26 protein-coding genes are annotated in these 23,779 nt (G+C 69.1%); 13 read left to right on the plus strand and 13 right to left on the minus strand.

Annotation, left to right across the window (positions count from 1 at the left end):
- Positions 1 to 29: 29 nt before the first annotated feature.
- Positions 30 to 179, plus strand: a complete 150-nt coding sequence (locus Hrr1229_RS04740) for a zinc ribbon domain-containing protein (RefSeq protein WP_123113955.1) — start codon at positions 30 to 32, stop codon at positions 177 to 179.
- Between the two features lie 152 nt (positions 180 to 331).
- Here the strand turns inward: Hrr1229_RS04740 and Hrr1229_RS04745 are convergent, their stop codons facing one another.
- From Hrr1229_RS04745 to Hrr1229_RS04755, 3 genes are all read right to left on the minus strand, one after another.
- Positions 332 to 787 (minus strand): pyridoxamine 5'-phosphate oxidase family protein, encoded by a 456-nt coding sequence (locus Hrr1229_RS04745; protein WP_123113954.1) that lies wholly within the window; start codon positions 785 to 787, stop codon positions 332 to 334.
- Between the two features lie 88 nt (positions 788 to 875).
- Entirely contained in the window at positions 876 to 1,031 is a 156-nt protein-coding gene (locus Hrr1229_RS04750; protein ID WP_176329361.1) for a hypothetical protein, read from the minus strand.
- Between the two features lie 91 nt (positions 1,032 to 1,122).
- The gene (locus tag Hrr1229_RS04755) at positions 1,123 to 1,758 is read right to left on the minus strand and encodes a helix-turn-helix domain-containing protein (protein WP_123113953.1); all 636 of its coding nucleotides are present in this window, start codon (positions 1,756 to 1,758) and stop codon (positions 1,123 to 1,125) included.
- Between the two features lie 338 nt (positions 1,759 to 2,096).
- Here Hrr1229_RS04755 and Hrr1229_RS04760 point away from each other — a divergent pair, with 338 nt between their 5' ends.
- The 5 genes from Hrr1229_RS04760 to Hrr1229_RS04780 all read left to right on the plus strand — a co-directional run bounded on the left by Hrr1229_RS04760 (position 2,097) and on the right by Hrr1229_RS04780 (position 8,901).
- Positions 2,097 to 2,486: a helix-turn-helix domain-containing protein gene (locus Hrr1229_RS04760; RefSeq protein ID WP_123113952.1), complete on the plus strand. Its 390-nt coding sequence runs from the start codon at positions 2,097 to 2,099 to the stop codon at positions 2,484 to 2,486.
- Between the two features lie 72 nt (positions 2,487 to 2,558).
- Positions 2,559 to 4,316, plus strand: coding sequence for a PAS domain S-box protein (locus Hrr1229_RS04765; protein WP_123113951.1), 1,758 nt, complete (start codon positions 2,559 to 2,561; stop codon positions 4,314 to 4,316).
- A 206-nt stretch (positions 4,317 to 4,522) separates the two neighbouring features.
- On the plus strand, positions 4,523 to 6,637 hold the full coding sequence (locus Hrr1229_RS04770) for an acetate--CoA ligase (protein ID WP_123113950.1): 2,115 nt from the start codon (positions 4,523 to 4,525) through the stop codon (positions 6,635 to 6,637).
- Complete coding sequence (locus Hrr1229_RS04775; protein ID WP_123113949.1) at positions 6,634 to 7,695, plus strand: phosphotransacetylase family protein; 1,062 nt, start codon at positions 6,634 to 6,636, stop codon at positions 7,693 to 7,695. Before Hrr1229_RS04770 ends, Hrr1229_RS04775 begins: the two co-directional genes overlap by 4 nt.
- A 123-nt stretch (positions 7,696 to 7,818) precedes the next feature.
- Entirely contained in the window at positions 7,819 to 8,901 is a 1,083-nt protein-coding gene (locus Hrr1229_RS04780) for a hypothetical protein (protein WP_123113948.1), read from the plus strand.
- A 34-nt stretch (positions 8,902 to 8,935) separates the two neighbouring features.
- On the opposite strand, the gene Hrr1229_RS04785 is transcribed toward Hrr1229_RS04780, so the two are convergent.
- Positions 8,936 to 10,063, minus strand: a complete 1,128-nt coding sequence (locus Hrr1229_RS04785; RefSeq protein ID WP_123113947.1) for a DUF373 family protein — start codon at positions 10,061 to 10,063, stop codon at positions 8,936 to 8,938.
- 109 nt (positions 10,064 to 10,172) lie between these two features.
- Positions 10,173 to 10,895 (minus strand): DUF6517 family protein, encoded by a 723-nt coding sequence (locus Hrr1229_RS04790; RefSeq protein ID WP_123113946.1) that lies wholly within the window; start codon positions 10,893 to 10,895, stop codon positions 10,173 to 10,175.
- A gap of 182 nt (positions 10,896 to 11,077) precedes the next feature.
- Here Hrr1229_RS04790 and Hrr1229_RS04795 point away from each other — a divergent pair, with 182 nt between their 5' ends.
- Both Hrr1229_RS04795 and Hrr1229_RS04800 read left to right on the plus strand, forming a co-directional pair.
- On the plus strand, positions 11,078 to 12,076 hold the full coding sequence (locus tag Hrr1229_RS04795; RefSeq protein WP_123113945.1) for a radical SAM protein: 999 nt from the start codon (positions 11,078 to 11,080) through the stop codon (positions 12,074 to 12,076).
- A gap of 106 nt (positions 12,077 to 12,182) precedes the next feature.
- On the plus strand, positions 12,183 to 12,479 hold the full coding sequence (locus Hrr1229_RS04800; RefSeq protein WP_123113944.1) for a hypothetical protein: 297 nt from the start codon (positions 12,183 to 12,185) through the stop codon (positions 12,477 to 12,479).
- A gap of 289 nt (positions 12,480 to 12,768) precedes the next feature.
- Here the strand turns inward: Hrr1229_RS04800 and Hrr1229_RS04805 are convergent, their stop codons facing one another.
- The 3 genes from Hrr1229_RS04805 to Hrr1229_RS04815 form a co-directional block, all read right to left on the minus strand.
- The gene (locus Hrr1229_RS04805) at positions 12,769 to 13,029 is read right to left on the minus strand and encodes a preprotein translocase subunit TatA (RefSeq protein WP_123113943.1); all 261 of its coding nucleotides are present in this window, start codon (positions 13,027 to 13,029) and stop codon (positions 12,769 to 12,771) included.
- 64 nt (positions 13,030 to 13,093) lie between these two features.
- Positions 13,094 to 14,422 carry a DNA repair protein NreA gene (nreA, locus tag Hrr1229_RS04810; protein ID WP_123113942.1) on the minus strand — a complete coding sequence of 443 codons (1,329 nt, stop codon included), beginning with the start codon at positions 14,420 to 14,422 and terminating at the stop codon, positions 13,094 to 13,096.
- Between the two features lie 97 nt (positions 14,423 to 14,519).
- Positions 14,520 to 15,512: a transcription initiation factor IIB gene (locus tag Hrr1229_RS04815; RefSeq protein WP_123113941.1), complete on the minus strand. Its 993-nt coding sequence runs from the start codon at positions 15,510 to 15,512 to the stop codon at positions 14,520 to 14,522.
- Between the two features lie 153 nt (positions 15,513 to 15,665).
- Here Hrr1229_RS04815 and rnhA point away from each other — a divergent pair, with 153 nt between their 5' ends.
- Both rnhA and Hrr1229_RS04825 read left to right on the plus strand, forming a co-directional pair.
- Positions 15,666 to 16,262, plus strand: a complete 597-nt coding sequence (gene rnhA / locus Hrr1229_RS04820; RefSeq protein WP_123113940.1) for a ribonuclease HI — start codon at positions 15,666 to 15,668, stop codon at positions 16,260 to 16,262.
- Positions 16,249 to 16,962, plus strand: a complete 714-nt coding sequence (locus tag Hrr1229_RS04825) for a hypothetical protein (RefSeq protein ID WP_123113939.1) — start codon at positions 16,249 to 16,251, stop codon at positions 16,960 to 16,962. Before rnhA ends, Hrr1229_RS04825 begins: the two co-directional genes overlap by 14 nt.
- 130 nt (positions 16,963 to 17,092) lie before the next feature.
- On the opposite strand, the gene Hrr1229_RS04830 is transcribed toward Hrr1229_RS04825, so the two are convergent.
- The gene (locus Hrr1229_RS04830) at positions 17,093 to 17,452 is read right to left on the minus strand and encodes a PadR family transcriptional regulator (protein WP_123113938.1); all 360 of its coding nucleotides are present in this window, start codon (positions 17,450 to 17,452) and stop codon (positions 17,093 to 17,095) included.
- A gap of 345 nt (positions 17,453 to 17,797) precedes the next feature.
- Between Hrr1229_RS04830 and Hrr1229_RS04835 the strand changes: the two genes are divergently transcribed.
- Positions 17,798 to 18,334, plus strand: coding sequence for an inorganic diphosphatase (locus tag Hrr1229_RS04835; protein WP_123113937.1), 537 nt, complete (start codon positions 17,798 to 17,800; stop codon positions 18,332 to 18,334).
- A gap of 86 nt (positions 18,335 to 18,420) precedes the next feature.
- Positions 18,421 to 18,570, plus strand: a complete 150-nt coding sequence (locus tag Hrr1229_RS04840) for a hypothetical protein (protein WP_176329363.1) — start codon at positions 18,421 to 18,423, stop codon at positions 18,568 to 18,570.
- 95 nt (positions 18,571 to 18,665) lie between these two features.
- Here Hrr1229_RS04840 and Hrr1229_RS04845 read toward each other — a convergent pair whose 3' ends face one another.
- The 3 genes from Hrr1229_RS04845 to Hrr1229_RS04855 form a co-directional block, all read right to left on the minus strand.
- Positions 18,666 to 19,463 (minus strand): transcriptional regulator, encoded by a 798-nt coding sequence (locus Hrr1229_RS04845; RefSeq protein ID WP_123113936.1) that lies wholly within the window; start codon positions 19,461 to 19,463, stop codon positions 18,666 to 18,668.
- 45 nt (positions 19,464 to 19,508) lie between these two features.
- Positions 19,509 to 19,757 carry a hypothetical protein gene (locus tag Hrr1229_RS04850; RefSeq protein ID WP_123113935.1) on the minus strand — a complete coding sequence of 83 codons (249 nt, stop codon included), beginning with the start codon at positions 19,755 to 19,757 and terminating at the stop codon, positions 19,509 to 19,511.
- A gap of 89 nt (positions 19,758 to 19,846) precedes the next feature.
- On the minus strand, positions 19,847 to 21,193 hold the full coding sequence (locus tag Hrr1229_RS04855; protein WP_123113934.1) for an MFS transporter: 1,347 nt from the start codon (positions 21,191 to 21,193) through the stop codon (positions 19,847 to 19,849).
- A gap of 168 nt (positions 21,194 to 21,361) precedes the next feature.
- Here Hrr1229_RS04855 and Hrr1229_RS18130 point away from each other — a divergent pair, with 168 nt between their 5' ends.
- A complete protein-coding gene (locus Hrr1229_RS18130; protein WP_255212561.1) occupies positions 21,362 to 21,493 on the plus strand; it encodes a hypothetical protein in 132 nt (43 codons plus the stop codon).
- Here Hrr1229_RS18130 and Hrr1229_RS04860 read toward each other — a convergent pair whose 3' ends face one another.
- Positions 21,494 to 23,629, minus strand: a complete 2,136-nt coding sequence (locus tag Hrr1229_RS04860) for a caspase family protein (protein ID WP_123113933.1) — start codon at positions 23,627 to 23,629, stop codon at positions 21,494 to 21,496. It abuts the gene before it with no gap.
- Between the last annotated feature and the right edge of the window lie 150 nt (positions 23,630 to 23,779).

The following is a 23,779-nucleotide window of genomic DNA, read 5'->3' on the forward strand; positions in this document are numbered from 1 at the left end:
CACCGTCTCGGTGAGACGAGAGAGGGCCAGTGTTGACCGTTCAATTCACCTGTTCGGACTGCGCGCAGACCATCGAGGTCAACGAGGAGATGCGGGAGACGATCCTCGCGGCGGGCTGTCCGGTCTGTACGACCGACGCCGACGAGGACGACTTCTCGGACGGCGCAGGGGACGAGTAGCGCACCGGAGGCCGTCGCCCCGCGGCCGGTTCCGGAGTCGGTCCCGTATTTTCAGCACGAGCCGCTGAACCACTGTTTTCCGGGCGAGACGCTACGCGGTTCGAGCGTATTTCGCGGGCACGAACGCGGGGACCCGCTCGTCCGCGGACGGCTCACTCGTCGTCGCGTTCGATGATAATGGTCCGCCCGGTGAGTCGGTCGGGGACGAACCGGTAGAGGTCGATGTCGAGGTCGGACTTCCCGTCGGCCCAGATCTCGAAGAGGGGACGGCGGGTCTCCCCGTACTGCGCGATCGTCTCGGGCGTGAGCTCGTCGAGGTCGACGCGGCGGAGCGTCCCGACGCCGACGACGCTGCCGTACTCGTCGCCGTCCTCTTCGTACACCACGATCCGCGCCTGCGGGTCCGAGGCGAGGAACTCGCGCTTCTCGCTGTCGGGCGTCGACACCAACCGGAGGAAGGCGTCGCGCGACTCCTCGTCGAAGCCGTAGGAGACGGGGATCGCGTACGGGGTCTCGTCGCGTGCGAGCGAGAGCACGCCGGTCTCGTGGCGCGAGAGGAACGCGTCGACCTCCGCGTCGGTCATCTCGACCTCGCTGTTCGTCGCCATACCCAGGGAGTTGGCGTACGCCGGGATAAAGGACACGAGACGGATCGGTCGCTCGGGGGGCCGCGGGAGCGATCGACGACGGGGATCCCTACGCGGTCTGCGGGTCGGCGATGTCGCTCTCGGAGACGGGCTCCCCGCAGACGACGCAGCCGACGTCGAGCAGCGTCGCCCGCATGGCGTCGTCCACCTCGATCGACCGACGGCACTTCGGGCAGACGAACGTGTGGGTCCCAGGACTCGTCATGGCCTCAGGTACGACACAAACACTCATGAAGGATGGTTCGGATTCTTGAAGTTTTAAAATCCGGTCAACGGGAGCGCCGGGCCGCCCCCGCTCAGTCGAGCAGCGTCGAGAGCAGCTTCCGCTGTGCGGCCGCGATGTGCTCGCTGAACGTCGAGCGGTCGATGCCGAGCGACGCGGCGACCTCGCCGGCGTTGGCCCCCTTCGGGTGATCGAAGTAGCCGGCGTCGTAGGCGGCCGCGAGCACCTCCCGCTGGCGCTCGGTGAGGTCGCTCCGGTCGACGGTGACCAGGTCCGACTCCTCCGGCGTCGACGACGACTGCAGGAGCCGCAGCACCTCCATCCCCGGAGAGCACTCTCGGAACGCGTCGAGCACCGACCGGAGCGTCGGGAGGTCGGTCGCGTGGAAGGTGAGGAGGAGGCGTCCGTCGCGGATGGTCGTCTCCGACACCGGGAGCCCGTAGCGGTCGAGCACCGCGAACGGCGAGTCCTCCTCGCAGTCGGTCTCGAACCGGTAGGCCGCCTTGGCGCCGTAGTCGAAGACGACGTCGACACCCTCGGGGACGGACAGGTCGGCGTCGGCGATGAACTCGAAGACGACCGTGCCCGCGCTCTCGTCCGGCGAGCTTCGCGCGACGCTGTAGATCGGCGTCGACCCCTCGGCGACTCCCTCGAACGGCGACGGCGCCCCCGCCGGGAGCGAGACCTCCGCCCTGATGCCGGATCCCATCTGATCCGTTCGTGGCCGTCCCCGGGCAAAACGTTGACGCCGTGGGCCCGTCGGGAGTCCCGGCCGCCGGCCTCGGAGCCCGCGGCGCACCGGCGGGCGTCCCGCCGCGTGGTGCGGGAAGAGATTACGCTTCGTGTAATGTGAGGCCACGCGTCGTGTAATGAGAGCCCACGCCGCGTGCGGTAAGCATTCACGTCTCGTGTGGCAAGATATTGCGGCACGTGTGGTAAGAGATAGCGACGCATGAGGGCCCGAGACCGGCGAATCCGGCACCCCTTATAAAACACCCCTCATATGCAGGGGCGATGTTGGGGTGACTGGAGCCGGTACCTACATCCATGAAGCGACAGGCCTCGTACGCGACCGGACCGACGACGGCGACCGAGGGAGACGAGACGCTCGACGCGACCTTCGACGTCCTCTCTGACTCCGACTGCCGGGCGATCCTCGGCGCCGCCGACACGCCGATGACGACGAGAGAGCTGGCCGACGCGTGCGACATCGCGCTGTCGACGGCCTACCGGAAAGTCGAGCGCCTGAGCGAGACGCCGCTTCTGGTCGAGGGCGTCCGCTTCGATCCCGAGGGAGACCACGCCGCGGAGTACAGCCGCGGCGCCACCGACGCGGCGATCGAGCTCGGCGACGACGGCGTCACGCTGACGGTCGAGGACGCGGCGGTCGACTCGCTCACTCCGGCCGCAGAAACGACCGGAATCTCGGCCGACTAACCGGACGAACGGTTTTTCCCTCGTGATAATCGGGCGATCAGCCTTATATACCGGCTGGCGAACCCGTTCCGTATGCGCGACGGACCGGACCCTGAAACCCTCTTGGACCTGGCTCAGGACAAGGTCGTGGTCCTCGACGAGGACGGGGTCTACCGTCACCTGAACGCGGCCACGGCCGACGTCATCGGGTTCGACCCGGACGAACTCGTCGGAAGGAACGCGTTCGATCTCGTCCACCCCGACGACGAGGAACGGCTCCGAGAGGCGTTCGCCGCGATCGTCGCCGGCGGGACAGCGCCCGACGAGCCGCTCGAATACCGCTACGGCACCGCCGACGGCGGGTGGACGTGGCTCCGAACGCGAGTTCACGCGCCCGCCTCGACGGGGGTCGACGGCTACGTGTTGACCTCCCGCGACGTGACCGACGAGGTGGAGTCGCGGCGGCGGCTGGAGACGATCGCCTCGGTGTCGCCGGACGTGTTCTGGATGTTCTCCGCGGACTGGTCGGAGCTGCTGTTCGTCAACGACGCCGTCGAGCGGGTGTTCGGCGTCTCCGAGGAGTACCTGGAACGGAACCCGGAGAGCTTCCTCGACGCGGTCCACCCCGACGACCGGCCGTACGTCGAGCGGGCGATGGAGCGGCTCTCCGCCGGCGAGTCGACGGTGATCGACTACCGGCTCGGAACGGAAGACGGGGCCACTCGGTGGGTTCGGGTCCCCGGCGACCCGGTCGTAGAGGGCGGCGAGGTGGTCGCAGTCACCGGGTTCGCTCGGGACGTCACCGACGAGTACCGCCGGGAGCGGCAGCTCGCCGTGATGGACAACCTGCTCCGGCACACGATCCGCAACGACATGAACATCGTCGACGGGACCGCGGAGCGGATCGCCGACCGCGCGGTCGCCGCCGAAGCGTTCGACCCGGAGGCGTGGGAGATCGACGGGGCGGAGGCAGCGCTCGACGGTCCGGCCGAGCTGGCGGAGCTCGGCGCGGAGCTCGCGGAGGACGCCGAGACGATCCGGCGGGTCGCCTCCGATCTGTTGACGAGCGCCGAGAAGCAGCGGGAGGTCATCGACCTGCTGCGCCAGCGCGGCTCGCCGCAGTCGGTGGAGGTCGCGCCCGTCGTCGAGGAGGCGCTCGACATGGTCGTCGACGACTGCGACGGCCGCGGGGAGATCGACATCAGCTACCGCGGACCGGCCGACGACGGATCCGCCGCCGACCCGACCGCCGACGAAGCGCCCGGCGACGATCCGACCGACGACGAGTGGCGAGACGACAAATCGGGAGACGACGAATCGCGCGACGACGAATCGCGCGACGACGGCAACCCCACAGCGAGCGTCTCCGTCTCGTACCCGCGGAACGTGGAGGCGTTCACGCATCCGGAGCTGGACTACGCGATCGCCGAGCTCGTCGAGAACGCCATCGAGCACGCGGAGTCGACACCGCGCGTCCGGGTCGACGCGACCGAGACCGACGGAACCGTCGAGATCTCGATCCGCGACAACTGCCCGCCCATCCCGGCGGAGGAGCGGTACGTCATCACCGACCGGTGGGAGATGGACGACCTGCGCCACACGGGGGGAATGGGTCTGTGGCTCGTGTACTGGGTCGCGAACCGGTCGGGCGGCAACCTCTCCTTCGACACCCATCCGAACGGGAACGTCGTCACGCTCAGCGTCCCGACCGCCAGCCGGGAGGCGGCCGAGGGTCTCTCGGCGCCGCCGGCCCGACCGCGAACGGCGGTGGGACGCGCGAACGGCGGGATCGACGCGGGTGAACGTGGCGGAGCGGACCCGGAAGTGGGGGCCGGGACGGAGACGGACTGATAAGGGAGAGACGGACTGATAAGGGAGAGACGGACTGATAAGGGGGAGACGGAGGGCGCGGATCTGTCGATCCGAGCGGTCGCGAGCCGGCGAGAGGAGATCCACCGATCGAACCGGCCGACTCCCGACCGATCGTTCGTTATTGACTCGGCTACCGAAAACGCTCCCACGGATCTTAAGCCACCGGTTTACGTAGGACAATAGTGATGGGTACGCTCAACGAGCTGTTCGACCCGGATCGGGTCGCCGTCGTCGGTGCGACCGCCCGCGAGGGAGCCGTCGGTCGCGCCGTCACGTCGAATCTGCTCGACGACTTCGACGGCGACACCGTTCCCGTCAACCCGAACTACGACGAGGTGCTCGGGACGCCCTGCGTCGACGAGGTGGCCGACGCCGACGCGGACGTGGCCGTCGTCGTCGTGCCGCCCTCGATCGTGCTTGACGCGATCGAGGCGTGCGGCGAGGCGGGCGTCCGGAACGTCGTCGTGATCACCGCCGGGTTCGGCGAGACGGGAGAGGACGGGGCGGCGAGGGAGCGGCGCCTCGCGGAGATAGCCGACGAGTACGACCTCAACCTCGTCGGCCCCAACAGCCTGGGGATCATGTCGACCCCCTCGGGCATGAACGCGACGTTCGGACCGGAGAACGCCCTTCCCGGCGGGCTCTCCTTTATGAGCCAGTCGGGCGCGTTCGTCACCGCGGTCCTCGACTGGGCCAACGACAACGGGATCGGCTTCAAGGACGTCGTCTCGCTCGGGAACAAGGCCGTCCTCGACGAGACCGACTTCGTCGACCACTGGGGATCGGACGAGGAGACCGACGTGATCATCGGCTACCTCGAGGGGATCGAGGACGGCCGCGAGTTCATCGAGGCGGCCCGCGAGACGACGCAGGACACCCCGATCGTCGCCGTGAAGTCGGGGCGAACGAGCGCCGGCGCGCAGGCCGCCTCCTCGCACACCGGCACCCTCGCCGGCTCCGATAAGGCGTACGAGGCCGGCCTCGACCAGGCGGGGGTCATCCGCGCCGAGTCGGTCGACGAGCTGTTCGACTCGGCCGGAATCTTAGGCAGCCAGCCGCTCCCCGACACCGACAGCGTCGCCATCGTCACCAACGCCGGCGGCCCCGGCGTGATGGCGACCGACGCCGTCGGCGACGCCGACCTCGACATGGCGTCGTTCACCGGCGAGACGACCGACGCCCTCGCCGAGTCGATGCCCGGCGAGGCGAACATCCACAACCCCGTCGACGTGATCGGCGACGCCGACGTGGAGCGCTTCCGCGAGGCCTTGGAGATCACCGTCGCCGACGACAACGTCGGGGCCGCCCTCGTGCTGGCCGCGCCGACGGCGACGATCGACTTCGCGGACCTCGCGGACGCCATCGAGGCGGTCAGCGAGGAGATGGACGCGCCCGTCGCCGCCTGCCTGATGGGCGGCGACCGGACGCGCGAGCCGAAACAGCAGCTGCAGGCGCGGGGGATCCCCTGCTACTTCGACCCCGCCCGCGGGATCGAGAGCGTCGCGACGCTCGCGCGGTACCGCGACATCAAGGAGCGCGAGTACGCGGCGCCGATGTCGTTCGACGTCGACCGCGAGCGCGCCGCGGAGATCCTCGGGACGGTGCGCGACCGCGACGACAACCGCCTCGGCGTCGAGGCGATGGAGCTGCTCGACGCGTACGGGATTCCCACGCCCGCCGGCGAGATCGTCGACTCGCCCGAGCGCGCCGCCGAGGTCGCGGCCGGGATCGACGGCGACGTCGTGATGAAGATCGTCTCGCCGGACATCCTGCACAAGTCCGACATCGGCGGCGTCGCCGTCGGCGTCGAGGACGCCGAGGTGGCGGACACCTACGAGGACCTGATCACCCGCGCGCGCAACTACCAGCCGGACGCGACCCTGCTCGGCGTGCAGGTGCAGGAGATGGTCGACCTCGACGACGGGGTCGAGACGATCGTCGGCATGAACCGCGACCCGCAGTTCGGCCCGCTGCTGATGTTCGGGCTCGGCGGCATCTTCGTGGAGGTGATGGAGGACACCACCTTCCGCGTCGCGCCCGTCTCGGAGCCGGAGGCCCGCGAGATGACCGAGGAGATCCAGTCGGCGCCGCTGCTGCGCGGCGCCCGCGGCCGCGACCCGGTCGACGTCGACGCCGTCGTCGAGACGATCGGTCGGCTCTCCCAGCTGGTCACCGACTTCCCGGCCATCTTGGAGCTCGACATCAACCCGCTCGTCGCACTGCCCGACGCCGACGGCGGCACGAACGCCGCCGCCGTCGACGTGAGACTCACCGTTGACCCGGAGGAACTCGACTCATGACAGACACCACCACGACACTCGTCACCGCGACCGGAGAAGGCGCCGGAAAGACAGCGATAACCGTCGCGCTCGCGCGGCTCGCCGCCGACCGCGACCGCAGCGTCGGCTACATGAAGCCGAAGGGGACCCGGCTGCAGTCGAACGTCGGCAAGACGCTCGACCAGGACCCCATGCTCGCCCGCGACGTGCTCGGCCTCGACTCCGAGATGCACCAGATGGAGCCCGTCGTCTACTCGCCGACGTTCGTCGAGGGCGCGATCCGCGGCACCGAGGACCCCGACGCCCTCAGCGACCGGATCCGCGAGGAGTACGAGGAGCTCGCGGCCGACCGTGACCACATGTTCGTCGAGGGCGCCACCAGCTGGACCACCGGCGGCGTCGTCGACCTGACTGACGTCGACATCGCGGAGCTGCTCGACGCGCGAGTGGTGCTCGTCGCGGGGTACGGCTCGCCGAACGACCTCGACGACGTGCTCGCGGCCGCCGACGCCTTCGGCGACCGGCTCGCCGGCGTCGTCTTCAACAAGGTCTCCGACGACGCGTTCGACTCGCTGGACCAGGACGGGATCCCGTTCCTCGAGTCGCGGGGGATCACCGTCTTCGGCGCGATCCCCCACGAGAAGGAGCTCGCCGGCGTCACCGTCGGCGAACTCGCCGACGAGCTCGGCGCCGAGCTGCTCACCGACGCGCCGACCGACGGCTTCGTCGAGCGCTTCCTCGTCGGCGCGATGGGCGGCGACGAGGCGCTGCGGTACTTCCGGCGCGCCCGCGACGCCGCCGTCATCACCGGCGGCGACCGGGCCGACGTCCAGACCGCGGCGCTCGAGGCCTCGGGCGTCGCGTGTCTCGTCCTGACCGGCGGCCACCGCCCCTCCGGCGCGGTGCTCGGGAAGGCGGCCGACGCGGGCAAGCCCGTGCTCGCGGTGAACACCGACACCGTCACCGCGATCGACCGCGCCGAGGGGATCGTCCGCAGCGGGCGGACCCGGGACGCGCGCACGGTCGACCGGATGGCGGAGCTGCTCAACGCGAACGTCGACATCGGCGCGCTGGTCTAGGCGGGGGTCCCGGTGTCGGTCGCGGCGACGACGCTCCCGACCCGCCTCGTCACCCCCGCTCCGTCCCCCGCCGCGGGCGAACGTCTGACATACTGTTTTCAGGGAGGACGACGTAGGCCGCGTATGACCAGTCTCTCGGAGGCGTACGGCGGACGGGGGCGCTCCGAGGTCGACCCGCGTCGGCTGTACCTCGGCGTGGGCTCGTTCGTCGCCGGAACCCTCCTGCTCGTCGTCGGGCTCCTCGTCGCCGCGGAGGTCACTCTCCCGAGCGGCTACAGCTCCGGCGAAGCGCGGCGGCTCGGCGGCGTGCTCGGCGGCGTGGGCGTCCCGTTGGTGTTACTCGGCGTGATGACCGTGCTCCCCGCGGACCGCAACACGCGCGTCGCGGCCGTCGTCGGGGCGAGCGTGATGTGCCTCGGCGTCGCGCTGTTCGCGTACGCCTACCCATACCACTGGGTCAGCGGGCCGCGGCCGGAGCTGACCGACCTCACGCTGCCGACCGCGGGGCTGTACTTCGTCGGCGCCGCGACGACGCTGTGGAGCGTGTTCATCGGCGTCGCCAACTTCAAGACGCGAAACGACCCCGGCGGCACCGTCACGATGGAGGTGACCCACAAGGGCGAGACGAAGATCATCGAGGTCGGCCGCGACCAAGTCGAGGGGATGGGCGGCGTCGGCCTCCTCGGCGGCACGCCCGACGGAGACGTCGAGACGCAGACGAACCGACCGGACCGCGACGATCGGACCGCCGCGCCGACCGGGAGCGGCCGCTCCGCCGGCAACGGGTCGACACCCGGGAACGGATCGCCGGCTGGCTCGGGAACGGGGACCGGCGTCGGCACGGGCTCGTCCGCGAACGTCTCGGGCGACCGCGGCGGCCGGAGCGCGCGAGGGAGCGGTGCCGCCGGCGTGAGCGACGGCGGCGAGGCCGGGACCGATATCCGTTCGCCCATCAACGACGCGGGAAAAGCGGCCGGACCGTCCGGACCCGCGGGGACGGGATCGGAAGGGCAGGCCGGCGGCGAGGGCCCCGACATCTCGCCCGGCGTCGACGCCGCCGCCCGCGACGGCCCCGGCGACACCTACTGCGGGAACTGCGCCCACTTCGACTACGTCCGGACCGATCAGGGAATGCAGCCGTACTGCGGCCACTACGACGAGCTGATGGACGACATGGACGCCTGCGAGGAGTGGACGCCGCGGTAGCGCCCCGGACGCCTTTTAAATATCGCCGCGCCGACTAGCCGCTCTTCCGCTCGCCGACGCCGGCCGTCGACGGGAGCTGCGACTCCGCGACGGCGAACGCGAGCGTGCTCAACACGGCGGTGAGCGTCCCGGCCGCGAGCGCCATCGCGAGGTCGGAGAGCCCGAGCGACGTGACGCCCTGCGCCTCGGGCAGGAAGAAGCCGGAGACGGCGTACAGCACGACCGCGATGGAGAGCACGTAGAAGGGGGCGTTGAGGTACCGCCACCGGAACCGCCCGCCGAGGTACTCGTCGGTGATCTGCCCGAGGCTGGAGGTGACGCCGGCGACCGCGAGCCACTGGACGAAGCCGTGGACGAACGCGGCGAGGGTCACGCCGGCCGTGATCGACCCGCCGCGGACCGCGGTGACGGCCTCGATCGTCTCCATTCCCTGGACGCCGCCGACCACGATCAGCGCGAGCGCGACGACGTAGGTAACGAGGGTCACCCGCCCCGTGTAGAGGACGTTCCGCACCGTCGAGGCCGCCCCGTCGACGGTCTCCTCCAGTCCGAGCCCGCGGAACAGCGAGTAGAGGCCGACGATGCCGGAGAGGATCCCGAGGACGGCCGCGCCGGCGACGTCGAAGAGGTTCGCGACGACGACCAGCGGGTAGATGAGGAGGAGGACGCCGAGCGGCACCAGGATCGTCCCGCGGGTCTCGGGGTCCGCGAGCACCTGCTTGATCGTGTAGTAGAGCGATTCGAGGTCCTGCGCCTGTCGGACGACGACGCGACGCATCCCGTCGATCGGCATCCGCGAGCGGATCACCGGGAGGACGGACTCGTCTTGCGCGCCGTCGGTGATCACGACCGCGGAGACCTCCTCGCCGGTCGACAGCTCGGCGAGGACGCGGTCGACCTCCTTGCCGACCGCGCGGTTCGCCTTCACGTCGGAGCCGTCGACGCCGGTGACGGCGGCGACCTCGACCGCCTCGCCGCCGGCCGCCAGCTCGTCGTGGACGTTCACTCCCTGGAAGAGGACGTTCACGTCCGAGTCCTCCGGGTCGGCCGTCGCGAGCGCGACGGCGGCCTCGGTGACGTCGTCGGCGCCGATCACCGGGGTGGGGATCCCCGTCTTCCGGCCGAGGTCGTCGTCGAGGTCGACACAGAGGACCAACAGCATTACGCGACGCTAGGCGAGGGGCCGTCATATGTTTTCGGCTCGGGGCGGCGGCGCACCGGGCGGGAGTGTCCGGCCCGTGTGCCGGCCGCGTCTCCTCGACCGGCTCCGCTCAGTCGCCGTCCGACGCCGGCTCGTGTTCGATCCCGTTCATCATCTGGCGGACGTTCTCGCCGTCGCTGAAGGTGGTCGGGTACGCCGCGAGCGGGAGGACGAAGTCGTCGCCGGCCGCGACCGGCTCGCCGATGTGGAGCTCCAGTTCCGTGCTCGCGCCCGTGCCCTCGATCTCGGCGTCGGCCGTGTACACGACGACGTCGGCCTCGGCGTCGAGGACCGTCGTCGAGTACTCCGAGCCGCGTTCCAGATCGCCGACGTTCTCGTAGCGGCTCAGGATGATCTCGGCGCGCTCGCGGGTCCCCATCTCGGCGATCGGATTGAGCGCCCGTCCGAGGACCTGTATCTGCGGCGTCGTCACCGCGGCAAAGACGGCGGCCTGGTAGCGCTGGCCGAACAGCTCGACCGCCTTGTCGTACTCCGCGACGGTGTTCGTCACGCGGACCTCGCGCGTCTGGCCGGCGACCTCGACCTCTCGGGCGAGCGTCTCGTCGGTCACCTCGTTGAGCTCGTAGCCGCTCTCCGAGAGCGTCGCGTCGGCGACCGTCGCGGTCCCGGCGGCGAACTCCGCGGGCTCGTCGCCGCTGACCACGTCGTACGCGGTGCAGCCGGCGAGGCCGGCGAGCGCGACCGCGCCGCCGGCGGCGAGGGCGCGACGGCGAGTGAACGACTCCGCGTCGGCTGACTCGGCTCTCTCGTCTGCGGTCGGCTCTCTGGTCATGCCCGTCCTCGCGCGGGCGGCGGTACATACTTTGTGTTCGTTTCGGGGGCGGAAACGGCGGGGGCGCCCCCGCGGAGCGCCACTGTGAGAACACCATCGTGAGAACACCACCGTGAGAACGCCTCTCCCGGGAGCGCATGGTTCGGACGCTTTTTCAGGCCGCGGCCGGTATGGACGGGTAGATGATCTCCAAGGGCTGCGAACAGTGCGCCAAAGGCGGCAAGATGGTGCTGTTCGTCTACGGCTACTGCGACCAACGGGACTGCTTCTACTGCCCCCTCGGAGAGAACCGGAAGAACGTCACCGACGTGTACGCCAACGAGCGGAAGGTCGAGTCCGACGAGGACGTGATCGCGGAGGCCAAGCGCATGAGCGCGCTCGGCACCTCGATCACCGGCGGCGAACCGCAGGAGGCGATGGCGAAGACGACGCGCTACCTCGAGCTGCTGAAAGACGAGTTCGGCGAGGACCACCACACCCACCTGTACACGGGTATCACCGGCGGCCGCGAGAACATGCGCCGGCTCTCGGAGGCGGGGCTCGACGAGATCCGCTTCCACCCGCCGCTGGAGCTGTGGGGCGACATGCACGGGACCGAGTGGGAGGAGATCCTGTACATCGCCCGCGAGGAGGGGCTCACGCCCGCCTTCGAGATCCCCGGCATCCGCGCGGAGCCGGAGTTCCTCGACTTTTTGGACGAGGGCGCCGCGGAGTTCTGTAACATTAACGAGTTCGAGATGTCCGACGGCAACTACCGCCGGATGCAGGAGGAGGGGTTCGAACTCCAGGAGGGGCACATGTCCGCCGTCGAGGGGTCGAAAGACGACGCCATCGTCTCCGAGATGGCGAGCCACGAGAAGGTGTACTTCTGTACGTCCGTCTTCAAGGACGCCGCCCAACACCGGAACCGGCTCAAGCGGATGGCGGAGAACATCCGGCGCGAGTTCGACGAGGTGACCGACGACGGCACCCTCGTCTACGGGAAGGCGTTCGCCGACCCCGACCGCTTCGAGGCGCTCGGCGTCCCCGAGCAGTTCTACACCGTCAAGTCGGACCACGTCGAGGTCGCGTGGTGGCTCCTCGAGGAGATGGTCGAGGACGGCGACCTCGCCCGCGGCGAGATCGTCGAGCAGTACCCGACCGCCGACGGCACCGTCGTCGAGCGGACGCCCGTGGCCTGAGTCGGGCCGTTCTCGTCGGTGTTGCGTCGACACAGGGCGATTCACGGCTGTCGTGTGTCGGGTTCACGTACCACACTTATGAGGGAGCGGCTCGTACCGCCCGCACATGGCCTCCGAAGAACCCGTATTCGCCGACGTGAGCATCGGACAGACCGTCTACGACGAGGACGGGGACCAGCTCGGGACGGTTCGCGGAGTCGACGACGACGGCTTCTACGTCTCGTCGCCGTCCGGGTCGGAGCCGCTGACGCTCACCGACGCCCGCGACGTGTTCGGCACCGCCTACGTGATGTGGCGCTGCTGGGAGTGCGGCGAGATGGGCGAGATCGGCAAGGAGCTCCCCGAAAACTGCCCGAACTGCGACGCGCCGCGCGAGGAGCTGTACTACTGGGCGGAGGACTGACCGGGAACATCGAAGGGGGGAGCGAGCGGCTCAGAGAGGCGGTGCGGGATTTATGCCGGGGGTGAACCGTTAGCGGGTGGTGTTTATAAGCTGTCGACAACTCTGCGGTGAACACTGCCAAAAGCCCCAGCCGCTCGCTTATAATAGCTGACTACAGATCGGTGGGGACCACCTCCAAAGCCCCAGCCTCGCGGTTCGCGCTCTCCGAGCGCTCACCGCGTCCCTCGCGCGGCGCTCCTCGCGGCCGCCGAGGGCGGCCGCTCGGAGGCGCGCGCCACCGCCTCCTTATTTATAAGCGATCGTCGCCGTCGCGCTCGTCTTTCTGCCTCGGTTCGTCCTCCACCTTCTCGCGGAGTCGTTCGACCTCCGCCTCCAGCTCCGCGATGCGGTCGGCGTCAGCCTCCTCGCCGTCCGAGCGCAGTTTGAGGAACAGCACCGCTCCAGCGATGACGACGAGGGGAACGCCGAAGAGGAGGACGGCGATTAGCATGATGATCACGAGCTCTGGGCCGGCGGGGACGCCGCCGAACGCGGGGACCGTTGGAACCATGCGCCACCCACTCGGCGCCGCGACTAAAGCGCTCGGGCGGGGTCGTTCCGCGGTGTTTGCCGTCTCACCCGGCGTCGACGAAGTCGCCGAGGTTCGCTTGGAGCCCGGCGGCCATCGTCGATTTTCTGCGGAGGCGACCGAGCGAGACCGGGAGGTGCTCGGCGACGCCGCGGACAGCCTCGCCGAACGTTTCGGCGGTGCCGCGCTCCCCCTCGAAGGCGTTTCGGACGGCCTCGCGCACCTGCCAGACGCCGACGGGACCCCAGTAGTCGTCGGAGACGTGGCGCAAGACGAGCGCCTTCGCCTGTCGCCCGCGATCGTCGAGGTGTTCGAGGACGCCCAGCCGGGCCGCGTAGTAGGCGCCGGCGGTCTCCTCGACGTAGCCGGTCCGCCCCTCGCGGCCCTCGCTGGCGGCCGAGAGGGAGACGCCCGCCTCGGGGTCCGGGTTCCAGATGGAGCCGGGCGACTTCATCTCGACGAGCTCGTACTCCCACCGCCCCGGCACCAGAACGACCCAGAAGGCGTTGCCGAGGTACTCGTTCCGGTGGACCTCGACCCGGTCGACCGTCGGACTGTCGCGGATCGACCCGCGGAGGAACTGGCCGACCGTGTCGTCGACCGCCGTGATCGACCAGCGCGTCGGGACGAGTCGCCGGTTCTCGCCGCGGCCGAGCGCGCCCGCCGAGAGGATCGTGTTGATCTCGTACACGTCGAAGCCGCGGCGGTAGAGGTACGTCATCGCCCCCTCCGCGCGCCAGTCGTCGTCTTCGAGGGTCTTCTGTACGGGTCGCGGGACGTGCGGGTTCTCCCCGAGTTCGGCCGTGCGGGCGGCCGCGCGCGGTCCGGTCGGCGTCTTGATGTCCTGCGTCCCGACGTCGAAGTCGAGGTCCGGCCGCCCGTCGAGCCCGATCTCGACGTCGACCGGGCGGTCGGCGATCGCGACCTCGCGCTGGACGCCGAGCCAGCCGTCCCACGCGTCGTGGACGCTCGCGGCGGGACCGCTGCTGCCCCCGATCGACTTCACCCCGCCGGTCGCGCCGGCGTCCCTCACGTCGACTCCCTGCGCCGAGTTGAGCAGACTCGTCCGGCGGTCGAACACGTCCGCGATGGAAACGCCCTCGTCGTACCACGCCGCGGAGGTCTCGAACGCGTCCGCCCGCTCCTCGCGGCCGACCGGCGAGAGCAGCCCGGTCGAGACGTTCGGGTAGTCCGAGCGACCGACGAAGATGGAGGGAGAGACGCTACCGACCACGGCGTCGTCGGAGACGTGCTCCTCGAAGCGCCGCTCGAAGGAGTCGAGGTGGTCGAGGATACCGTAGTCCTTCTCGGCGGCGAGGCGCCGCCGCTCGGCGCGCTCGTTCGCCTCGAACTCGATGAACTCGTCGAGCCGCATTCGACCGAACGTTGACGGCGCGGCGGCTTGAACGTTGCTGGCGAGCGAGCGGATTAAAAAGAGTCCGGAGCGGAGAGAACGACCGAGTCGGCGGCGCCTAGCTGTGGATCCCCATCGCTTCGATCTGCTCTTGGTACCGGTTGCGGATGGTGACCTCGGTCACCTGCGCGACGTCGGCGACCTCGCGCTGGGTCTTCTTCTCGTTACAGAGCAGGGAGGCCGCGTAGATCGCTGCGGCCGCGTACCCGGTCGGGGACTTCCCGGAGAGGAGCCCCTGCTCGGCGGTCGTCTCGATTATCTCGTTGGCCTTCGACTGGACCTCCTCGCTCAGATCGAGCTCGGAGGAGAAGCGGGGGACGTACTTCTTCGGGTCGACCGGACGCATCTCTAAGCCGAGCTCCTGAGAGATGTAGCGGTACGTCCGGCCGATCTCCTTGCGGTCGACCCGGGAGACGTCGGAGATCTCCTCGAGCGACCGGGGGATCCCCTCCTTGCGACAGGCGGCGTAGAGCGCGGCGGTGGAGACGCCCTCGATCGAGCGGCCGCGGATGAGGTCCTCGTTCAAGGCCCGTCGGTAGATGACCGAGGCGACCTCCCGGACGGAGCGCGGCACCCCGAGCGCGCTCGCCATGCGGTCGATCTCCGAGAGCGCGAACTGGAGGTTGCGCTCGCCCGCGTCCTTCGTCCGAATCCGCTCCTGCCACTTCCGCAGCCGGTGCATCTGTGACCGCTTCTTCGAGGAGATAGAGCGGCCGTACGCGTCTTTGTCCTTCCAGTCGATCGTCGTCGTCAGCCCCTTGTCGTGCATCGTCTTCGTCGTCGGGGCGCCGACGCGCGACTTCTCCTGGCGCTCCGAGTGGTTGAACGCGCGCCACTCCGGGCCGGGATCGATCTGCTCCTCCTCGATGATCATCCCCGTCTCCTCGTGTATCAGTTCCCCGTCGGCCGTCCTCGTGAGCTCCTCCGGATCGAAGTCTTCGGGGTCCAACTCGTCCGCGTCGACCCCCTCGGCGTCGGTTTCGGTCTCGTCGGCGTCCTCGTCCCGCACACGCTGCCGGTCGTGATCCCGTTGCCGGGTTGGCCGTGTCATCGCATTTATATACTATCCAAATGGTTTGACTTAAAAGTTCGTGAGTATGCGGGTTTGTAGCACGGAGTCGACGACCTCCGTTCCGAGGTCGGAGAGACGCGATGACGGCCCGGACGGACAGCCCTTTGTCCCGCGAGCGCGGAGCCCGACCGAATGCCGACGATCGACTGTGATCCGGCGACCGCGCGGGCCCGTCTCGAGGACGCCGGCGTTCGGATCGAGCCGGGGAACACCGCCCACGAGCGGTGGCGCGCCGAGCGGGAGGGGGCCGTCGCCGTCGCGTACGACGACAAGGTCGTGGTACAGGGAAGCGACCCGACGCGGCTGACGAACGTCATCCGCGAGGGGGGCGGCCGCGCGCACGTCTACTTCGACGGCGCGTCCCGCGGGAACCCCGGCCCGGGCGCGGTCGGCTGGTGTCTCGTCACGTCCGACGGCGTCGTCGCCGAGGGCGGCGAGCGGATCGGGCGGGTCACCAACAACCAGGCCGAGTACGCCGCGCTGATCCGGGCGCTCGAAGCCGCCGATGAGTACGGCTTCGACGAGATCGACGTCCGCGGTGACTCCGAGCTGATCGTCAAGCAGGTACGCGGGGAGTGGGACGCCAACGACCCCGAGCTGCGAGAGAAGCGGGTCCGCGCCCGGGAGCTGTTGGAGCGGTTCGACCGCTGGTCGATCGGCCACGTTCCGCGAGAAATAAACGCGCGCGCCGACGATCTGGCGAACGAGGCACTCGATGACGCGAACTAACGACGAACCCCCGGAGTGGGCGAAGGAACGGGCGCGGGAGATGATGGCCGCCGAAACGGCCGAGGGCGACGCCGCGGCCGACGATGCCGGGGGCGACGAGACGGGTGACGGCGACGGCGCCGAGAGCGGCGACGACGACGACCGCGTCCCGGACGTGCCCGTCGACGTCGTCGACGAGGCGGAGCGGCTCACGCGGCTCGCCCGGCGGACCGAGGACGACGCGGCCGCCGCGTTCTACCGCGAGCGACGCGACGAGCTCGTCTCGGGCCACGACTACGTCCCGCGGCTCCGCGAGGACGACGACACCCTCGTGTTGTACCCCGACGAGTGGATGGCCGACGGGACGGTCCAGCTCGACCGGATCGAGACCACCGACCGGGCCGTCGAGGTGTCGCTGTCGGGGCCGGGCGACGCCGACCGGTACGACGAGATCGCCGCCTACAACGAGGCGGTCGCCGACGCGGTCGCCGAGCGCCACGACGCGGTCCACGCCGACACCGCCCGCAGCTTCGCGGCGTTCATGAGCAACCACTACGTCCGCGCGGTCGACGACGCGACCCTCGAAGTGCGCGAGGAGTTCCGCGAGGAGTACCTGCCGCGCAACGGCTGGCCGACCGACGAGCAGCTCGCCGTCGTCGAGGAGTCGCTGACGGTGATCGAGTCGGTCGCCGCCGACGTCGACGGACCGGAACAGTCGTAGTCGACGGACCCGAGCCGTCGTAGTCGACGGAGCGGCGGCTCAGCGGGTCGAAGTGCGCGGTTTTCACCGCGCGTGTGTGCCAAAAATCGCGTCGGTTTCGCGTCGATGCGTCCCGCGGTGTCCTCGGAAGTTACTCGTCGAGGAGCGCCCGGATCTCGTCGGCGCGCGCCTCGTCGGTGACGAACCGGTCGAGGACCCACTCCAGCTGGCCGAGGACCGCGTCGTGCCCGGCCTCGGTCAGCTCGTACTGGTTCGTCCGCTTGTCGAGCTCGCTCTTCTCGACTAACCCGTCCGCGACCAGGTCGTCGAGGTTCGGGTAGAGCCGGCCGTGGTTGACCTCGGAGCCGTAGTACGATTCGAGCTCGCGCTTGACAGCGAGCCCGTACATGGGTTCCTCCGAGAGGATTGTGAGGATGTTCTGTTGGAACGCCGTCAGTTCCGCCGCCGACCGCGGTGCCTCCGCATCAGTGACTGTTTGTGCCTCTGACATAGATATCTGAAGGGTAGCCGAACTTATAACCTTTCTCAAGGTTCATCAGTATTTAAATATCAAACTCTCCCGGAACCCCCGAGCAGTTGCCGATATCGGAGACTACGGCGACGAGACCGGAGATTCGGGCAAAGGGCCGTATTCGACTGATTACCGATTGAGACGGCAAATACGTGACGATTCGTCGGAAATGCGGTGGTTTTCGAACAGGATGTGACACCCGGTCAACCGGTTGATCTCGCCGAAAGCGGTCGACAACGTGGGGGAGACGCTCGGCGCGCCGCCGCTTCGTCGGCGCCGAGAACCCGAAAGGACTTTGCTACCCATGGACCGAATGTCGGTCACATGGTCAACCTCTGGGAGGAGCTCGAAACGGGGCCGGACGCGCCCGACGAGATCTACGCGGTCGTTGAGTGCCTCAAGGGCGAGCGGAACAAGTACGAGTACGACAAGGACATTCCCGGCGTCGTCCTCGACCGCGTGCTCCACTCGAACGTCCACTACCCGTACGACTACGGATTCATCCCGCAGTCGTACTACGACGACGGCGATCCGTTCGACGTGATGGTGCTCGTCGAGGACCAGACGTTCCCCGGCTGCGTCGTCGAGGCCCGCCCCGTCGCGCTCATGAAGATGGACGACGACGGCGAGCAGGACGACAAGGTGATCGCGGTGCCTACCGAGGACCCCCGCTTCGACCACATCGAGGACCTCGAGGACATCCCCCAGCAGATCCGCGACGAGATAGACGAGTTCTTCTCGACCTACAAGAACCTCGAGCCCGGCAAGGAGGTCGAGACCCTCGGGTGGGAGGACAAGGCGACCGCCAAAGAGGCGATCGAACACGCGCAGGACCTGTATGCGGACGAGTTCGGCGAATAACTCCGAGACATACCCGTCGGCGGACGGGATGCGTTATGCCCATGGGTAATTTTTAGTCGGGTCGTCGCCTACGCGTATACAGAGCCATGAGCGCGAGCACCCCCTCCGTCGGCATCGACCACCCGACGGTCGTCCCCGCCAACTTCGACCGCGACGCCGAACCGGACGACGCTACCGACCGCGACGCCGGACGAGGTGACACTCCCGACGGCAACGAGGGCCAATCGGACGCGTAGTCGGTCGAGCGTGACAAGCGGAGTGTAACAGGCGGAATGTAACAGGCGGAATGTAACAGGCGGAATGTAACAGGCGGAGCGTAGCGGCCGCCGAATCAGGCGTTCTCGAGGACTGCGGACAGTTTCCGAGCCTCGGCCACGAGCGACTCGAACCGGTCGTCGACCCACTCGACCACCGTCGAGTCGGTGGACTCCAGCACGCACCGGGGGTTGTTCCGCCGGTCGTACGCCGTCACGCAGGCGACGTCGTCGCGCCTGAACAGCCCGTACTCGACGGGGTCGGGCGAGACGTACACCGTCGCGTCGTCGTCGTCGAGCGCGCGGTCGGTCGCCGGACCGAAATCGGAGATCGACGCCTCGACCACGTCGCGGTCGATGACGAGTTCGACCTCCGCGCCGGCGTCGAGCGCGGCCGCGGCCGCGCGGTTGAACTGCTGGATGACGATCGGCGAGACCGCGCGGATCTCGGTGCCACAGCCCTCTCGGAGGAGCTCGGTGATCCGGTCGACCGCGGCGAGCGGATTCTGGTCGCTTGCGACGGTCAACTTGCCGGCGTCGACCGCCTCCGCGGGGAACCCGGCGTCCACGCGCTCGAGGTCGGCGGCGAACCCCCCGTACCGGTCGGCCAGTTCCACCTCGTCGAGCAGGGCCTCGTACGCGTCGTGAACGCGTTCCCCCGTCGGCGTCACGTGGTAGGCCGCGTCGCGCTTGACGACCCAGTCGCGCTCGCGGAACCCCCCGAGGATCCGCTGGACCGTCGTCCGGGTCGCGTCGACCGCGTCCGTCAGGTCCGCCGGACGGCGCGGCTCCCGCCGGAGCGCCCGGAGGACCGCGACCCGGACCGGCGATCCGGCGAGGTACTGTGCGCCGTCGTGTCCGTCGTCGGACGTCATCGTTCGACCGTCAAGTAGGGGTACCGCACGCTTAATCGTACCGCGTCACGGGCGGTGCTGGAAGGAGACGACGGTGCCGATGGTGTCCTCGCCGTCGATCGTCTCCGTGCTCACGGTGACGCCGACGACGGCGTCCGCGCCGAGCGCCTCCTCGATCACCGCGCGGAGCGCGTCGGGGTCGGCCCCCTCCTGGAGGACCGGAACGCGCACCTGCTGCCGGTTGACCGCGACGTCGCCGAGGTCGTAGTCGGTGTGCTCGAACGCGTCCCGTATCGTGGCGGGGATGTCGGTCATGGAATCAACTCAGTCGCGGGAGGTGAAAAAACGGCGGGGCAGACGAGGCGGTCGAGACGACCGGGGCGATCGCGGCGCGTCGCCGGCGGTCAGGCGTACGCGTCGTACTCCGTCCCGAACAGCGCGAAGTACGCGACGCCGACGAGCCCGATCGCGCTCGCGAGCCCGAACGCGACGACGGGGTCCCCCGCGACGGAGACGTCGGTCCCCGGCACGGAGAACCCGCCGTAGATCAGTCCGCCGAGCGCCGCGCTCGGGATGACGACCGCGTTGCGGAGGAGGTAGTACGACCCGGAGACGCGGCCGCCCGTGTCGCGCTCGGCGGGCCCGACGATCAGCGCCTTGTGCGCCGGGAGCCCGGCGAACCGCAGCCCCGAGAACGCGAACAGGACGACGACGAGCGGCGCGGTCAGCGGCGTATCGGCCGGGACGTTGATGAGCAGCACGGGGAAGACGGCGTACACGAGGAAGCCGAGCGCGACGACCGGCTTGAGCCCCACTCGCTCGGCGGCCCGCGCCGCGGGCGGCATGGAGACGAGCGCGACCAGCATCTCGATCGCCAGCAGCACGCCGAAGAAGGCCGCCGGCGACAGCGACAGGGGGCCGACGTCGAGGCCGACCTCGAGGAACTGCGTGATCACGATGACGAAGAAGACGTACACCATCCCGTTCGCGAACCGCACGAGGGTGTCGCCGACGAGCAGCGGGCGGAGCTCCGGCGGGAGGCTGCGGAGGTCCTCGATCACCTCGCTCACTCCCGCGAACTCCTTGCCGAGCGTGTCCGCCTCGGCGTCGTAGAGGACGTGTTGGAGCGCGGTGGCGACGACGCCGAACAGGAGCGCCACCGCGAGCACGTACTGGAAGCTCACTGTGAAGTCGGCCGCGTACTGGATGATCCCCGCCGCGATCAGCGGGCCGATCAGGAACGCGGTCCGGCGGAACACCTCCGTGCTGGCGAACCCGCGCGCCAGCCGCTCCGGCGGGACCGACTGCTTGACGATCGCGAACGTCGCGCCGAGGCCGAACGACTTCCACGCCTGCGCTAAGAAGAGCCCGACGAAGATCCAGATCCACGGCTCCAACGCGACGCCGCCGACCGTCACGGTCCCGAGGGTCGGCGCGACGAGCCACACGCCGAACCCCAAACTCGAGAGGAGCCCGAACAGCGTGAGCGCGACCCGCGACCCGATCCGGTCCGAGAGCCGCCCGCCCGGGTACGGGTACACCGCGCCGATGACGTTGCCGACGCTCCCGAACAGCCCGATGACGAACGCGCTCGCCCCCAGCGCCGACATGTACTCCGGAACGTACCGGTTCGTCATCTGGAACCCGAGGCTGAACGCGAACATGGCGAGCGACAGCACGAGCACGTCCCGCCGCAGCGAGAAGAACTGGCGGAACGGGTCCAGGATGTCGACGTCCTCCGACTCGCCCATATCCGTACGTCCGACGAAATCCCCTTCAACGCACCGGTGCGTACGGGTTAATAGGCGATTTATCCGTCCGCGGTGAGCTATTAATTCTCAGTTTCAAATGTTCAAATATCCGTAACTAGTTGCCGCAGAACAACGTGTGATTTAATTACACGCGATATTTGATGTAATATGCACGAAAGTGTTGCAGACTACGTGGCAGAGCACCCGAAGATGGCCGGCGTCCTGTTCACCGCGCTCCTCCTGCTGACGCAGGCGGCGCCGGCGTCGGCAGGCGTACTCTCGTCGACCGCCGGGCCGTAATCAGTCGAATTCATCGCTCCAGACGAGTCCCGTTTCGGTGAAGACCGGTACTACCTCAAGGTCGAGGAAATTCTTTAGCTGGGATTCGGTGACATCGCACAGATCGATGTCACCCGGAACGTAATGGTTGGATGAAACCGATGCAATAGTCGGCATCGTCAGCGTTCCTGAGCCGTAGGGGCCGTTCGGATACGCCTTGACCGAGAGGTCCCACGGCGGACCCTCGTGACGTACCTCGATCACCGCAGCCGCCCCGCTCTGGCTCTGACAGATCGTCGCCCCGCCGTCGCCGACGACGATGTACTGGTGCCCGGTGATCAGTTCACGCTTCGCGACGTTTAGCGCGGTGCGGAGATTGAAGCCGCCGTTCATCAGCCGCGCGATGATCCGACCGAGCTGGGTCGCCGGCGAATTCGCCACGTCGGAGAGGGTGACGATGCCGCCGCGGGAGCCGCGGTGGACCAGCGCCTCGCCCTGCCGGTACGACTGGCAGGCGTTGAGCAGGAAAGCGCTGATTCCGACGTCGAGCTCCTCGTCGGTCAGGTCGAGGTAGTCGTCGGTACACTGCATCCCCCGCTCGTCGACGTGGCCGACGTAGTGGAGGAAGTCGACGTCGGACTCGAGGACGTCGCGCATCTCCGCGCGGGTGAGGTCGTGGCGCACCTCGATGTCGAACTGGACCATGTCGCGGAGGCCGTACAGGTCCGCCACCTCGCCCTCCTCGCGCATCTGCTCGTCGTTGCAGACGACGAGCACGGAGATCCGCGACTGCTCGACCTGACCGGCCTCCAGCCGGCGGTAGTACGCGTCGAGCGTGGCCTTGTTCGCGTCGAGCGGGACGCCCTCGCCCACCCACGCGTGCTCGACGGTGTCGACCGATTCCGGCTGCACGAAGTCGGCGTCCGCGGGGACCGCGCTGCGGTCGGTCGAGGCGTCGGCGCCGCGGGAGACGCCGGCGTCCCGAACGGACTCGGTCCCGGCGCCGCCGCGAACGAACTCGTCGGGACCGAGCGGCGCCGAGCGGGGAGCCGAGTCGGCGCCCGGCGTGCGGAAGAGACCGACTCCGCCGCCCTCATCCGCGGTCACCGGGGTGACCGTCTCGGGAGACCGGACGACCGACAGCTCCCCGGCGACGAACGGGAGCATCTCGACGTTGCCGGGGTCGGGTCGCACGTCGGTCGTCAGCGTCCACTGCGGGAGTTCGGGCTCGACGCGGTCGAAGGGCACGTCGAGGTACTCGCCGAGGCGCTCCGCGAGCGGCAAGTCGTACAGGCGGCCCCAGTCGAGGTCGATATCGGTCGTCTCGCGCTCGTGGAGATCGACCGGATAGAACCCCTCGGTGCGGGCGAGGCAGTCGAAGTGGAACGACTGCCGGAGGACCTCGGCGGTCCGGCGCTCGAAGTCGGGCTCCAGCGGGTACGTCCAGCCGTCGCCCTCGATCCGGGGGGCGTCCCCGGGCACGACCTCGGCCGCGAAGTAGTACGCCAGCGAGACGACCGGGTAGAGGTGCTCGTACGTCGGCGGCACGACGATGCGGACGCCGGAGTCGGGCGACTCGATCCGGTCCGGCACGCGGAGCTCGTCGCCCGGCTCGATCAGCGGCGGGTGTCCCCGGAGGGTGGGGAACGACCGCTCGGGGCTCGTCGTCTGGAGCGCGGAGCCGAGCAGCGACACCGCCTCCATCAGCGACTCGGGGTCGGTGGGCGTCTCGATCGTCCCGGCGGGCAACTGGTGGAGCGACCGGAACCCGAGCGCGATTTCGGCGGGCGCGTCGAGGTCGATCCGGGTGGTCCGGTCCGTCGTCGACACCGAGAACCCGGAGTCGAACGCGAGGTACAGCTTGGTCGGCGCGGGGTCGATACCGACGTGGTACGTCCCGTCGGGCATCTCGTAGGAGTCCCCGCGGGTGAGGAGGGTCCCGTCGCCGGCGCGCGTCTCGACGATGGTGACTCGGGGGATCTCGACCGACGCGGTCTCGATGGTGACACTCGTGTCGACGGGGAAGTAGTGGGCGCCGTCGGGACTCGCGACCGGCTCGACGGCACGGTCGGTGTACACCTCGAACTGGGTGTTCTCGATGTGGTCCGTGACCGTGAGGCCGGCGTCGTCCGACAGCGGGTCGATGTCGATGCTCATGTGTGTGGGACCGCACCCGACCGCCGGCCGGGATGCCGGATCGCCGGGGTCGGGTCCGGCGCGACGGAGCGCGTGCCGGTCCCGAGCGCTCGGCGAACGCGGCGTTCGGTACCGGTTTGTCGACCGAGACGGCGATAAAGCTTGTGTCGG

The organism is Halorubrum sp. CBA1229 (assembly GCF_003721435.2).
In the GTDB taxonomy this organism is placed as follows: Archaea; Halobacteriota; Halobacteria; order Halobacteriales; family Haloferacaceae; genus Halorubrum.